Annotated in this window: 13 protein-coding genes, 1 other RNA gene and 1 pseudogene; 9 read left to right on the forward strand and 6 right to left on the reverse strand. The window is 55.9% G+C overall.

Annotated elements, in window-relative coordinates:
• Window positions 1-234: chemotaxis protein (locus TH5_RS24320; protein WP_114124034.1), on the forward strand; the 234-nt coding region annotated here is incomplete at its 5' end.
• A 351-nt stretch (window positions 235-585) separates the two neighbouring features.
• Window positions 586-2805 carry a methyl-accepting chemotaxis protein gene (locus tag TH5_RS24325; RefSeq protein WP_114124035.1) on the forward strand — a complete coding sequence of 740 codons (2220 nt, stop codon included), beginning with the start codon at window positions 586-588 and terminating at the stop codon, window positions 2803-2805.
• A 71-nt stretch (window positions 2806-2876) separates the two neighbouring features.
• Here the strand turns inward: TH5_RS24325 and TH5_RS24330 are convergent, their stop codons facing one another.
• The 6 genes from TH5_RS24330 to TH5_RS24355 form a co-directional block, all read right to left on the reverse strand.
• Entirely contained in the window at window positions 2877-3374 is a 498-nt protein-coding gene (locus TH5_RS24330) for an SRPBCC family protein (RefSeq protein WP_114124036.1), read from the reverse strand.
• A gap of 58 nt (window positions 3375-3432) precedes the next feature.
• Complete coding sequence (locus TH5_RS24335; RefSeq protein ID WP_114124037.1) at window positions 3433-3771, reverse strand: ArsR/SmtB family transcription factor; 339 nt, start codon at window positions 3769-3771, stop codon at window positions 3433-3435.
• Window positions 3772-3894: 123 nt separating this feature from the next.
• A complete protein-coding gene (locus TH5_RS24340) occupies window positions 3895-4710 on the reverse strand; it encodes a TIGR00282 family metallophosphoesterase (RefSeq protein ID WP_062952518.1) in 816 nt (271 codons plus the stop codon).
• 110 nt (window positions 4711-4820) lie between these two features.
• A non-coding RNA gene (gene ssrS, locus TH5_RS24345) (6S RNA) lies at window positions 4821-4981 on the reverse strand.
• A 59-nt stretch (window positions 4982-5040) separates the two neighbouring features.
• Entirely contained in the window at window positions 5041-5382 is a 342-nt protein-coding gene (locus TH5_RS24350; protein ID WP_114124038.1) for a cell division protein ZapA, read from the reverse strand.
• 5 nt (window positions 5383-5387) lie between these two features.
• Window positions 5388-5654 carry a DUF4164 family protein gene (locus TH5_RS24355; protein WP_114124039.1) on the reverse strand — a complete coding sequence of 89 codons (267 nt, stop codon included), beginning with the start codon at window positions 5652-5654 and terminating at the stop codon, window positions 5388-5390.
• A gap of 478 nt (window positions 5655-6132) precedes the next feature.
• Between TH5_RS24355 and tkt the strand changes: the two genes are divergently transcribed.
• From tkt to TH5_RS24390, 7 genes and pseudogenes are all read left to right on the forward strand, one after another.
• Window positions 6133-8115: a transketolase gene (tkt, locus tag TH5_RS24360; RefSeq protein WP_114124040.1), complete on the forward strand. Its 1983-nt coding sequence runs from the start codon at window positions 6133-6135 to the stop codon at window positions 8113-8115.
• 112 nt (window positions 8116-8227) lie between these two features.
• Window positions 8228-9235, forward strand: a complete 1008-nt coding sequence (gene gap / locus TH5_RS24365; RefSeq protein WP_114124041.1) for a type I glyceraldehyde-3-phosphate dehydrogenase — start codon at window positions 8228-8230, stop codon at window positions 9233-9235.
• 90 nt (window positions 9236-9325) lie between these two features.
• Window positions 9326-9772: a hypothetical protein gene (locus tag TH5_RS24370; protein ID WP_114124042.1), complete on the forward strand. Its 447-nt coding sequence runs from the start codon at window positions 9326-9328 to the stop codon at window positions 9770-9772.
• Window positions 9773-9822: 50 nt separating this feature from the next.
• Window positions 9823-10473: a thiamine phosphate synthase gene (thiE, locus tag TH5_RS24375; protein ID WP_114124043.1), complete on the forward strand. Its 651-nt coding sequence runs from the start codon at window positions 9823-9825 to the stop codon at window positions 10471-10473.
• A 195-nt stretch (window positions 10474-10668) separates the two neighbouring features.
• On the forward strand, window positions 10669-11235 hold the full coding sequence (gene efp / locus TH5_RS24380) for an elongation factor P (RefSeq protein ID WP_114124044.1): 567 nt from the start codon (window positions 10669-10671) through the stop codon (window positions 11233-11235).
• A 54-nt stretch (window positions 11236-11289) separates the two neighbouring features.
• A complete protein-coding gene (locus TH5_RS24385) occupies window positions 11290-12099 on the forward strand; it encodes an inositol monophosphatase family protein (protein WP_208638535.1) in 810 nt (269 codons plus the stop codon).
• A 266-nt stretch (window positions 12100-12365) separates the two neighbouring features.
• Window positions 12366-12854 (forward strand): annotated as a pseudogene (locus tag TH5_RS24390) (OmpA family protein); the annotation flags it as partial.

A 12854-nucleotide genomic window follows, 5' to 3' on the forward strand; every position in this document is an offset into this window, starting at 1 on the left:
CAGGGTGCGGCAACCGACGAGATCACGCGTAACGTCCGCAGTGCAGCCGATCGCACCCGCACCGTTTCCGCCTCGATCAATGATGTGGCAAGTGAAACCGGCAAAACCGGCGAGCTTTCCGGTCAGGTTCTGTCAACCGCACAGACCGCATCCGAAAAGGTCGAAAATCTGCGTTCGCGGATCAACGGCATCCTCGAAGACCTGCGTCAGCAGGCGCGTGATCGCGCCTCCTGATCCATCAGACTTCTTCTTGTGCAAAGGCCCGCCTTATGGCGGGCCTTTTTGTTTGGCACCATAACCACAAGCTTTTGTACAAAAAGACTTATCCAGATGGACAAGGCTGGCAAATTAGCTGAACATTTAGGTTATTCTACACAGATGCGTGTGCTATAGAATTTCCCAACATAAGAAAAACAAAAACTTCCGCCTTCAATTATCCGCATCCTTATCGTTCCTAACCGATATCGCGGATATCCCCGAATGCGGAACCCACAGGAAGGTTCCATCCAGGAAAATCAAACAGACGCGTTACCGGCATGACAGAAGCCGGTGCGCTGGTTATGCGTAATCGGGGTTAGGTGAGCAATGGGAAAGACTATCAAATCTGATGATCGCCAGAAGCCGGTCAAAAAGACCGCAAAAGGCTTCGGCGTTCAGGGGAAACTGGCGGCATCATTTGCCCTTGTCGGCCTGATGGCCGTCGTGGCGGCCACCGTCGCCGTCATATCGTTTGGCAAATTCGGCACCGAACTTGCCGGCATCACACATTCAAAGCTGCCGCCGATGTTCGCGGCACAGCAACTGGCAACCGACAGCGCAAAGATCGTGGCCATCGCGCCGCGGATCATCGCATCGAAAACCCCCGACGAAGAACAGATCGTCAAAGCAGAACTTGATACGCTGCTGGCCGGGCTTGATGACAATGTCGGGCAATTGCGTGAAACAAATCTGCAACCCGAAATTCTGGATGGTATTGATACCAACAGTGCCAATCTGCGCGATGCCCTGGAAAATCTGCATTCAATAACTTTGAACCGGTTTGCCATCGCAGACGAGATCGCCGAGAAACTCAACAAGTTTCAGCAGCTAAGCGGGCGATACAGCAGCATGATCACGCCGCTTCTGTCCTTCACCCAGACAACCATTTCCGGGATCAATGCCTCCGTCGAAGACCTGCGCAAATCCGGCGATCCCCTGCCCTACGAAGATCAGGTCCGCACCACCAAACTTCTTTATGACCTGAACGATGCCGTTGCATCGCGTGGTCCGGTGCTGGAACTCAGCCGTATGGGAAGCGACATCGTCAATACGATCCTGACATCAAGCTCGCTTAACGATACGACCCGGCTTTCCGTGATCAGCGTGCAGGTCCGCGGCAGCTTCGCTTCGCTGCAGAAACTGATCGAAAGCCTCGAGAACGAAAAACTCAAAAAGTTCTACACCAATATCGTCGGTGACATGCTTGACCTGTCAATCGGCGACGCCAGCCTCCCGGCCTTGCGGATCAAGGACCTTGAAGCCGCCGCAACCCAGCAGCAGATTGTCGATCAAGGCGCGCAATACGCCGCCGACATGGAAAGCAGCGTCAAAGCACTGGTTGAAAGCCTGCAATCGGATGTCGACACCGCCGCCGCATCGACCCAGACCCTGAATGCGCAAAGCTCGCAGATCATGTATGGCGTCGCCGGTGCGGCCATCCTGATCTCGCTGATCATTTATGTCGTCTATGTCCGTGGCAACCTTCTGCGCCGCCTGGCTGGTCTGCAGAAAACCATGGTCACACTGGCCGATGGCAATCTCGATATCGACGTCCCGGTCAAGGGTAACGACGAAATCACTGCCATGGGCCGTGCGGTCGAGGTCTTCAAGGACAACGCCCTGAAAGTCCGCGAACTTCAGGCCGAAGAAGAACGCCTGAACCGTGAACGTAACGAAGCCCTGCGTGACGAGTTGCTTGGCCTTGCCGATACCCTGCAAAACGAAGTCGAAAGTGCCGTGGGTGAAATCGCTGCCCTCGCCGAACAGCTTCAGGGTGTGTCGGGTCAAATGAGCCAGAGTGCCGAACTGGTTTCCGGCCAGACCGAAGATGTAGCATCTTCGGCACAGGAAGCCACCGGCAACGTCGAAACCGTTGCAGCGGCCACCGAACAGCTCTCGGCCTCAAATGCGGAAATCAACCGCCAGATGGCGGAATCAACCCGCATTTCCAGCAATGCCGCCGACCGCGCACAGGAAACCAACCAGTTGGTAGTCAGCCTGTCGCAATCGGCAAACCGCATCGGTGAAGTCATCGCACTGATCACTGACATCGCCGAACAGACCAACCTTCTGGCCCTTAACGCCACCATCGAAGCGGCACGCGCCGGCGATGCGGGCAAGGGCTTTGCAGTCGTCGCGGCAGAGGTCAAAAACCTCGCCAACCAGACCGAAAAGGCGACCGAGGAAATCGCCGGTCAGATTTCCGGTATCCAGAAGGCAACCGGCGAATCTGTCACCGCCATCGAGGATATCGGTCGCATCATCGAAAACATCAACGAAATTGCCACCACCATCTCGGCCGCGGTCGAGGAACAGGGTGCGGCAACCGACGAGATCACGCGAAACGTCCGCAGTGCAGCCGACCGCACCCGGACCGTTTCCGCCTCGATCAATGATGTCGCAAGTGAAACCGGCAAAACCGGCCAACTATCGGGCGAAGTTCTGACCACCGCCCAAGATGCCTCGCACAAGGTCGAAGCCCTGCGCGCGCGCATCAACGGCATCCTCGAAGACCTTCGCCAGCAGGCCCGCAGTCGCGCCGCCTGACCCCAAAACCCGTATCCCGGCAAAAAAGAGGCCCGATATTTCGGGCCTCTTTTGCGTTCCGGCACCTGAAATCAGGCATGTTCCGTGATTTCCACCGCAAGCTTTTCCAGCAATCCCTGCCAGCCTTCTTCGCGGAATTCGGCCTTGTCGAAACCGTCCAGAAACGCCCCTTGCTCGGTGAATTTCAGGCGCGTCTTGCCATCCCCTTCGGGTTTCAGTTCCACCGTCGCGACCGATGCGGAAATGCGCGTATCATCCCGATCCATCGTGTAGGCAAAGACGATCCGGTTATCGGGCACGATATCCTGATAAAGCGTGTCGTTAAAATAGAACACCTTGCCGTCCTGGCTGAAACGGCCGCCTTCACGACCGCCGACACGGAAATCGTGATTATATTCAATAACGTCCCATCCCTCTTCGGTAACGAACCAGCGATGATGGGCTTCCTCGTCGGAAAACGCCCTGAAAACGCGGGCCGGGCTTGCGTCATAAACCCGTTCGATTGTGAACATGGCATGCGTGACTGAACGTGCGATCGTGTCATCTGCTTTATTGGTGGCGGACGTCATTGTACTGCTCCTGCTGTTATGCTGGCCCGATCCATTTTCGCGGTTCTTGTATGACGGGCTATTCGTTTGTCGGTTCCGAATTCACCAGGAATTCTCCCAATCGGTCAAACCGGCGCCCCCAAAGGGATCGCCGCTCATTGATCCAGATTTCCACCTGTGTCAGTTGTTCGGGTTCAAGTTCACAGGTGCGAACCCTGCCCTGTTTTGTACTGCGGACAAGCCCGCAGTTTTCCAGCACACGTAAATGCCCCATAACGGTCGGCAACGCCATATCAAGCGGTTCGGCAAGCTCGCTGACCGTCGCAGGGCCCTTGCACAGCCTGTCAACCATGCCACGACGCGTGGCATCCGACAGGGCGTGAAACATCTGGTCGAGTTGTTCATTATGGTTAGCCATATGCCTAAGTAACAAATCCCAATGCCATGCGCAAGAAATAGTTAGCAAATTTACTAACTATTTTTCCAAAACAAAACCCCGCCTATTCAGGCAGGGCTTTAAAGCATTGAAAATGTTTGTCTTTTATGCGCTGGGCCAGCTGCCCTTAAGCCGCCCGCCAATACGCACCGGCTCGATCCGTTTGGCAAGGCCGGTGGCATCGTCGGTTTCAACATAAATACCGCACACCGTTGCCGGGCCGTCTGCCGGTTCGAACCGGCCGGTCGGCATTTTGGTGATGAATTTGCGCACCGAATTTTCCTTTTTCATCCCGATCACGGAATCAAAATCCCCGCACATGCCAACATCGGTCTGATAGGCCGTTCCGCCCGGCAAAATCTGGGCATCTGCGGTCGGAACATGGGTGTGGGTGCCCAGGACAAGCGACGCCCGCCCGTCGCAATGATGCCCGAAAGCCATTTTTTCCGACGTGGTTTCGGCATGGAAATCGATGATGATGGCATCGACATTCTTGCCGAGCTTGTGTTTGGCAAAAAGTTTGTTCGCCCCCTGGAACGGGCACGAAAGCGGGTCCATGAACAGCCGCCCCATCATGTTAACAACACAAACTTTTTTGCCCGACCGGGTTTTGAAAACATAATCGCCCTTGCCCGGCGTTCCGTCGGGGAAGTTCCATGGACGCAGCAGTTTTTCATCTTCATCGATATAGGCAATGATTTCGCGCTGATCCCAGACATGATTGCCCGTCGTCAGGACATCCGCACCGGCATCATAGAATTCCTTGCAGATTTTGGCCGTAACGCCAAAACCATGCGCTGCATTTTCCACATTCACCACCGCGATATCGACCGAAAGACGGTCCCGCAGCATCGGTAACGCTTCAAGTGCTGCAGTACGGCCGGATTGGCCAAGAACGTCGCCGAGATGGAGTAAACGCATTGTATTTCCTGTTTCGTCGCACGCCCGAAATCCGGACATGACTGTAACCGATGCCCCTGTCAGACGCACCGTTTGATGCACAACATAAATTAGATGGGGATATGAATTAAGTGGGAGCCACCGCTGCCGTTGGCCATTTGGTAATTCCTCGTGACCTGCGTGTGCAGGTGGGCGCCGTATAACGAGACCACGGCCTCGACAGGGACAGCTCCCTAGAGAAATGAGCATCGGCCCCGGGAATTAGCGAACCTGACGAACAGGGCAGCCCCCGATTTGCTGCTGCGCCCGATCACCGCGAACGGCGCATCGAAAACAGTCAGCGTCCGGAACTTAGTCCTGCGAAAGCTTTTGCGCAATAGCTTCTATGCGAACAGCCATGCTTTCCATGTTTTCCGCAATCGCGTCACCTTCGGCCGCCGTGATGCTGCCGGGTTCCGGTGCGACACTTGTCTGACCATTGCGCAATTTTTCATGCACATCGCTAAGCTCGTCGGCAATCAGAAGACTGGTCATCACCAACAGGCGTTGTTCGCCAATCTGTCCTACCGCATCCGCGATCTCGCGCACGCGTTCATCAACATATTGCGCCAGACCGATCAGGCGTTCTTCCTGGCCATCGTCGCAGGCAACATCATAGCTGCGCCCGTTAATTCGTACTGAAACCTGTGCCATGGAATTTATGCCTGCCTTTGTTCGCGATCATCATCAAGGACCAGACGCAACTGCCCGACTGCACCGTCAAGACGGGCCGAGACGGTCTGGGTTGCTGTTGCGAGCTTGTCATAATCCTGACGCAAGGCAGCCAGCTGGCTCTTCAGGGTTTCGACTTCACCGGCAGCATCGGATTGATTTCCGATGTCCTTGGCCATACGCGACTCCGCGGCAGCATCAAGACTGTCGATGGCCGCTTTTAGTCGGTTACTCGCTTCTAGCAAACGCGACATATTCAATATCCAGCTTTGTTAAACTACCCGGTCGGCACAGGCGAAACCTGTTCCTGATCACAAGATCGGCCACCCTGCCAACCGACTTTGTCATGAAAAAGGCTGATTTGTTCCCGAACAAATCCGTGGCTTCAAATATCAGCCCTGCGGATTAATGTCCGGAAATCGTATGGAAAAGCCCGCCATGACACGCTGCACGATATGTGGTCCGTCCACTGAACCAACAGGATACAAGGAACACAGGACCGACTGGCAACATAGGGGGCAAGATCGGGACGCGTCAACAAGCACCATGGCCATATGACATGTTTGTCATTTTCGTTAACCGCAATCAGGACAACAGGCGCAGTTTTTCCACAGAAGCGGTTGACGGATGCCCCCTGTGCGGGCATGTTCCGCGCGAATTCCGTTAACATGGAATAAATGTATTAAAAGTGTTTTCATCGCCCGACCGCGAAACCCCCAGGAACCGCATCCAATGACGACGCAATCAGAACACAACCGCATGGCCAATGCCATTCGCTTTCTTTCGGCCGACGCAGTCGAAAAAGCCAACTCCGGACATCCCGGCATGCCGATGGGCATGGCAGACGTCGCGACTGTTCTTTATACCAAATTCCTGAAATTTGATCCAAAGCACCCGCACTGGCCCGACCGCGACCGTTTCATCCTGTCCGCTGGTCACGGCTCAATGCTGCTTTATTCGCTTCTGCACCTTACGGGTTACGAAGATTTCGATCTGGATCAGATCAAGAATTTCCGTCAGATGGGCTTCCGCACCGCGGGTCATCCGGAATACGGCCATGGCGCGGGTATCGAAACCACCACCGGCCCGCTGGGTCAGGGTATCGCGACCTCGGTCGGTTTCGCACTTGGCGAACGCATCATGAATGCGCGCTTTGGCAATGATGTTGTCGATCACTACACCTATGTGATTGCCGGCGACGGTTGCCTGATGGAAGGCATCTCGCAGGAAGCCATTTCGATGGCCGGTCACCTGAAACTGTCGAAGCTGATCGTCCTGTTTGACGATAACGGCATTTCAATCGATGGCCCGACCTCGCTTTCGACGTCCGAAGATCACAAAAAACGTTTCGAAGCCGCTGGCTGGGACGTGCAGCAGATTGACGGCCACGATCCGGTCGCCATCGAAGCCGCCATTGCCAAGGCAAAAACCACCAACACGCCCTCGATGATCGCCTGCAAGACCGAAATCGGTTTTGGCGCCCCGACCAAGGGTGGCACCTCGGCAACGCATGGTTCGCCGCTTGGCGCGACCGAACTTGCCGGTGCGCGTGAAAAACTCGGCTGGACTGCCGAGCCGTTCGATATTCCGGCCGACATTCTCGACGCATGGCGCAATGCCGGTGCACGTGGCAAGGCCGATTTCGACGCATGGGGTTCGCGTTTCGAAAATCTCGAAGCCTCCCTCAAAGACGAATTCGAACGTCGCGTCGAAGGCAAGCTTCCGGAAAACTGGATCGACGCGTTCAACGACTACAAAAAGCAGATCACCGCTGAACTGCCGAAAGTCGCGACCCGCAAATCGTCCCAGAACGTTCTTGAAGTCCTGACCAAGGCAATCCCGGAAATGATCGGCGGCTCTGCCGACCTGACCGGCTCGAACAACACCAAAACCGGCGTTCAGGCCCCGATCACCGCTGATGGCGGCTATCATGGCGGCTATATCTATTACGGTATCCGTGAACACGGTATGGCTGCGGCCATGAATGGTCTGGCACTTCATGGCGGCGTTCTGCCTTATGGTGGCACCTTCCTGGTCTTCACCGACTATTGCCGCCCGGCAATCCGTCTGTCGGCCCTGATGAACCAGCGTGTTGTCTATGTCATGACCCATGATTCCATCGGTCTTGGCGAAGACGGCCCGACCCATCAGCCGGTCGAACATGTCGCGTCCCTGCGCGCAATGCCGAACGTTACCGTCATCCGCCCGGCCGATGCGGTTGAAACCGCCGAAGCATGGGCAATGGCGATCACCAACGAAACCGGCCCGACCGTCATGGCGCTGACCCGTCAGAACCTGCCGACCCTGCGCACCGAATACCGCGAAGACAACCTTGTCGCACGCGGCGGCTACGTGATTTCCGATTGCGACGGTGATCGTCAGGTCACCCTGATCGCGACCGGTTCCGAAGTCGAAATTGCCGTGAACGCACAGGCCAAACTCAAGGCCGACGGCATCAATGCTGCCGTCGTCTCCCTGCCAAGCTGGGAACTGTTCGACGCGCAGTCGCCGGAATATCGCAAGGAAGTCCTTGGCGACAAGCCGCGCATCGCCATCGAAGCCCTTTCGGTCTTCGGCTGGGAAAAATACGTTGGCGACAACGGCAAAGTCATTGGCATGCACGGCTTTGGTGCCTCGGCACCGGCCGAAGTCCTTTACGAGCATTTCGGCATCACCGCCGAGGCGCTGGTCAAGGCAGCCAAAGAACTCGTTTAATTCAAGGGGCCGGATCGGTAATATGCCGATCCGGCCTTTTTTCTATGGGGTTGAACCCTAAGCCGTGATTGATACTCCCCAGGTACCAATCATCATAATTTTGGAGGGATGAATGGCTATTCGCGTAGCGATTAATGGTTTTGGTCGTATTGGCCGTCTGGTTCTGCGTGCCATCGTTGAAAGCGGCCGTACCGATGTTGAAGTCGTGGCCATCAACGACCTGGGTGACGTCGCCACCAACGCACATCTTCTGAAATACGATTCCGTTCATGGCGTTCTTGCCAATGACGTCAAAGCCGAAGGCAACGACCTTGTCATCGACGGCAAGGCGATCAAGGTCTGCTCGGAACGCGACCCGGCGAACCTGCCGTGGGGCGCACTGAATGTCGATATCGCATTCGAATGCACCGGCATCTTCCTTGACGAAGCGGGCGCAGGCAAACACCTGACCGCAGGTGCCAAGCGTGTTCTGATTTCCGCCCCGGCAAAGGGCGACATCAAAACCGTCGTTTACGGTGTTAACAGCGATACGCTCAGCGCATCCGACATCATCGTTTCGAACGCATCCTGCACCACCAACTGCCTGGCACCGGTTGCAGACGTTCTGAACAAGACCGTTGGCATCACCAAGGGCTTCATGACCACCGTTCACGCCTTCACCGGTGACCAGAACACGGTCGACAGCCTGCACAAGGATCTGCGCCGCGCCCGTGCCGCTTCGCTTTCGATGATCCCGACCTCGACCGGTGCGGCCAAGGCCGTCGGTCTGGTTCTTCCGGAACTCAAAGGCAAGCTTGATGGCACCGCCATCCGCGTCCCGACCCCGAACGTTTCGATGGTTGACCTGACCTTCGTTGCCGGTCGCGACACCACGGCTGATGAAATCAATGCCGCGATCAAGGAAGCCGCAAACGGCCCGCTCAAGGGTGTTCTTGGCGTTTGCGATGCACCGCTGGTCTCGATTGACTTCAACCACAATCCGAACAGCTCGACCTTCGACGTCACCCAGACCCAGGTTATCGGCGGCAACTTCGTCCGTATCCTGTCCTGGTACGACAACGAGTGGGGCTTCTCGAACCGTATGTCCGATACCGCCGTTGCCATGGCGAAGTTCCTTTAATCGGAACTTGAAGCTATCGATCCGGATCAGGGCGGCCTTCGGGTCGCCCTTTCTGTTTGGCAAATCCCGACCCGGTGATATTTTGCCCCGATGAAAGACACCACAAACCTTTTCATTCGCATTCATGGCATGGCAGGCGGCCAATCGGCCTGCCGTGTCGCTGGTCTTGTGGCAGGGCGTGCGCGGATCAATCTGCTGTCGCCGGAAAATGCCGGCGCGTCGCTTGGCGCGCAGTGGTTTGCCACCCTGATCGGAAGATTACGAACCGAATTTCCCGATGCCCTCATCCACGGCATTCTTGATTGTCGCGGGCGTCGCGCATCGGCTCTGGCCGCGATGGAAACCGGGCTGGATGCGGTATTGCTTGATGACGATCTGCCCGATGATCTGAAAGCCCGGCTTGAAAATCTCGGATCAAGGTCGGGATGCCGGGTCATTACCGCCCTGCCCGACCCGGACCGGATTTACGAAACCGGTGACGATCATCTACCCGATGCGGAACTTGACCGTCGGCTTGCGGCGTTTTTGGCTGGGTGATTGCCAAAAGTGCCGCGAAACGTTACATGATACGCAGTTTTTGATCAGGAATGACCATTGTGAACGCAGACGACCAAACCGGCCTTTATCTTCTGACACCGCCCAAAATCGATCTGGCCGTATTTCCGGACCGCCTGAAATCCGTGCTTGATACCGGTGCGATTGATTGTTTGCAGCTGCGTCTCAAAGACGTTTCCGATGATGAAATCCGCAAGGCAATTGATGCGATCCTGCCGCTGTGCTCGGACCGCGACATTCCCCTGATCCTTAATGACCGCCCTGATATTGCCAAAAAATCGGGCGCTGACGGTGTGCATGTCGGCGAAGAAGACGCCAGCTACGCCGAGGCGCGCGCCATCATGGGCGAAGAACACATTGTCGGCGTGTCCTGCTATGACAGCCGCCATCGCGCCATGGAACTTGGCGAAAAAGGGGCTGATTACGTGGCGTTTGGCGCGTTCTATCCGACGCAAACCAAAGAAGCCAAAACCAGCGTCACCCCCGAAATCATCGAAATCTGGACGACCTTTACCACGGTGCCCTGTGTCGCGATTGGCGGCATCACGGCCGATAACCTTGGCCCGATTGTCGAAGCCGGGGCCGATTTCATTGCCGTCACGGGCGGAGTCTGGAACCATCCGGACGGCGCTGAGGCCGGGGCAAAGGCGATCAAGGCCGCGATTGCCGCTGCCTCGGACTGAAATCCAGCCCGGTTTATCCCCTTTTGACCGCAGGGATTTCGCGCCAGCCATGCGCGAATGACGGTTTGCCATGCGCGCAAACCCTGATCAATCTGCTTGCAGCAAATTCGCCAAACTGGTAGTTAAGCCCGACTTTAATGGGACGGGTGTCCCGCTTACATCGTGAATCTGTGATCTGAAAGAACGGTTGGTGCCATGAAAATCAACGGCAACGAAATCCGTCCGGGTAACCTTATCGAACATAAAGGTGCCCTGTGGCGTGCGGTAAAATGCCAGGCTGTGAAGCCGGGTAAAGGCGGTGCGTTTAACCAGGTTGAACTCAAAGACATTCGTACCGGCACCAAGCTGAACGAACGTTTCCGGGCTTCGGAAACCGTCGAAAAAGTTCGTCTGGAACAGAATGAATATACCTATCTGTTTGCCGATGGTGACATGATCACCTTCATGGACAGCGAAACTTTCGAACAGATCACAGTCAATGCGGAACTCGTCGGTGAACCGGCTGTATTCCTTCAGGACGGCATGGTTGTTACCATCGAATCCTTCGAAGGCGAACCGCTTGCCGTTACCCTGCCCGAACATGTTGTCTGCCAGATCGTCGAAGCCGACGCGGTAGTCAAAGGGCAGACCCAGTCTTCTTCCTTCAAGCCGGCCGTTCTTGATAATGGCGTTCGCATTCTCGTTCCGCCGCATATTGAATCGGGTACGCGCGTTGTCGTGAACACGACCGAATGCACCTATCTCGAGCGTGCAAAAGACTAAGGACATCCGTCCTTGGGCCTTCCTTTTTTACTTTCAAACACCGGGAGATGAGCCGTGCGTGGCGCCGCCCGTCGTTCAGCAAATATCAATGTCATGTTCAAGGCCGTCGAAAAGGCGGCCTATGGACTTAAACGCGACTTCGGTGAAGTCGAAAACCTTCAGGTGTCGATGAAAGGCCCGGCGGATTTCGTATCTGCTGCCGATCACCGTGCCGAAAAACGCCTGCGCGAAGAACTCGAACGTGCGCGTCCGGGCTATGGTTTCCTTCTGGAAGAAGGCGGCGAAATCAAGGGCTCCGATCCGGAGCATCGCTGGATCATCGATCCGCTTGATGGCACCACCAACTTCCTGCACGGCATTCCGCATTTTGCGATTTCCGTGGCCCTGCAAAAGGGTGACGAAATCATTGCCGGCATCATTTATGATGTCGCCAAGGATGAATTCTTCTGGGCCGAAAAAGGCGTTGGCGCCTATCTGGATAACCGTCGCCTGCGTGTTTCAGGTCGTCGTCGCCTGAATGAATGCGTTCTGGCATGCGGTGTTCCGCATATCGGACATGGCGATCACGCCGCGTTCGAAAAACAGCTGCATTCGGTCATGGATCGTTGTGCCGGTGTGCGCCGCATGGGTGCCGCATCGCTTGATCTGGCCTATGTCGCCGCCGGTCGCTTTGACGGTTACTGGGAAGCGCACCTTAACGCGTGGGATATTGCCGCAGGCCTTCTGATGATCACCGAAGCAGGCGGCTATGTCCGCGATGCCAAAGGTGGCACCAACATGCTTGGCACCGGCAGCGTCGTTGCCGCCAACGACTATATCCAGCCCGTTCTGGCCAAGACGCTTAAAAAAGCCATTACCGAATAAGTATCGGCTTTTATTACCGTTTTTTGAAAGGGCATCCCTGCTTTGGCACGGATGCCCTTTTTGCATCCTGCCTTTTGCCAAAGGTCAAAGCGGTTGTTCATCATCAAGCTCTAAGCTATGGTACTTGCCGTCTGGTCAATCATATATCGGGGTGGCTGGACCGGGGTGGCACAATGAACAAAAACAATGTGCCAAAAGATCGACACAAAACTGTGCGTTATAAAACAACGTGTTCAAACACAGGGTAACAAGGGGCCTGCGATTTGATGAAGGGGTATTCCAAGATTTCGGTGCTGGCATTCATGGCAGCACTGGGCGGTAATGCGGTTGTCAGTGGCGGTGCATCCGCACAGCAATACACCCCCGTATCCGTTGACGACAGCGTACAGGTAAACTGGGACGTTGCCGACGGTGTCGGCGGACAACCAACCGTACCGAACTATCTTTCACCCTCGGTTTCGCGCGACCATATTTCGATCGCTGGCAGCGACCTGATCTATCCCGAAACCCGTCCGCATTCTGAATTCCTTGCCGCAGACCGCTTTGCGCAGGATGTCGGCGGCGCGACATATGGTGACGGATTTGAAACCGTTGTCATTGACGGTGCCGGCAGCAACGATATCCCGACCCGGTCGCAATTTTACGGTGTCCCCGGTGTCACCACCAGCCCGTCCTATGATGATGGCGCCAATCAGGTGATCACGCTTAACCGGCCTGAACCGGCCGTCGCGCCGCGCGCTAAACCGGCAGCCCCG

This window comes from Thalassospira xianhensis MCCC 1A02616, from assembly GCF_003326475.1.
GTDB classification, from domain to species: Bacteria; Pseudomonadota; Alphaproteobacteria; order Rhodospirillales; family Thalassospiraceae; genus Thalassospira; species Thalassospira xianhensis.

Coding starts and splice junctions, on each gene's coding strand:
- TH5_RS24325 (WP_114124035.1), top strand. CDS start 586: ATGGGAAAGACTATCAAATCTGATGATCGCCAGAAGCCGGTCAAAAAG.
- TH5_RS24330 (WP_114124036.1), bottom strand. CDS start 3,374: ATGACGTCCGCCACCAATAAAGCAGATGACACGATCGCACGTTCAGTC.
- TH5_RS24335 (WP_114124037.1), bottom strand. CDS start 3,771: ATGGCTAACCATAATGAACAACTCGACCAGATGTTTCACGCCCTGTCG.
- TH5_RS24340 (WP_062952518.1), bottom strand. CDS start 4,710: ATGCGTTTACTCCATCTCGGCGACGTTCTTGGCCAATCCGGCCGTACT.
- TH5_RS24350 (WP_114124038.1), bottom strand. CDS start 5,382: ATGGCACAGGTTTCAGTACGAATTAACGGGCGCAGCTATGATGTTGCC.
- TH5_RS24355 (WP_114124039.1), bottom strand. CDS start 5,654: ATGTCGCGTTTGCTAGAAGCGAGTAACCGACTAAAAGCGGCCATCGAC.
- tkt (WP_114124040.1), top strand. CDS start 6,133: ATGACGACGCAATCAGAACACAACCGCATGGCCAATGCCATTCGCTTT.
- gap (WP_114124041.1), top strand. CDS start 8,228: ATGGCTATTCGCGTAGCGATTAATGGTTTTGGTCGTATTGGCCGTCTG.
- TH5_RS24370 (WP_114124042.1), top strand. CDS start 9,326: ATGAAAGACACCACAAACCTTTTCATTCGCATTCATGGCATGGCAGGC.
- thiE (WP_114124043.1), top strand. CDS start 9,823: ATGACCATTGTGAACGCAGACGACCAAACCGGCCTTTATCTTCTGACA.
- efp (WP_114124044.1), top strand. CDS start 10,669: ATGAAAATCAACGGCAACGAAATCCGTCCGGGTAACCTTATCGAACAT.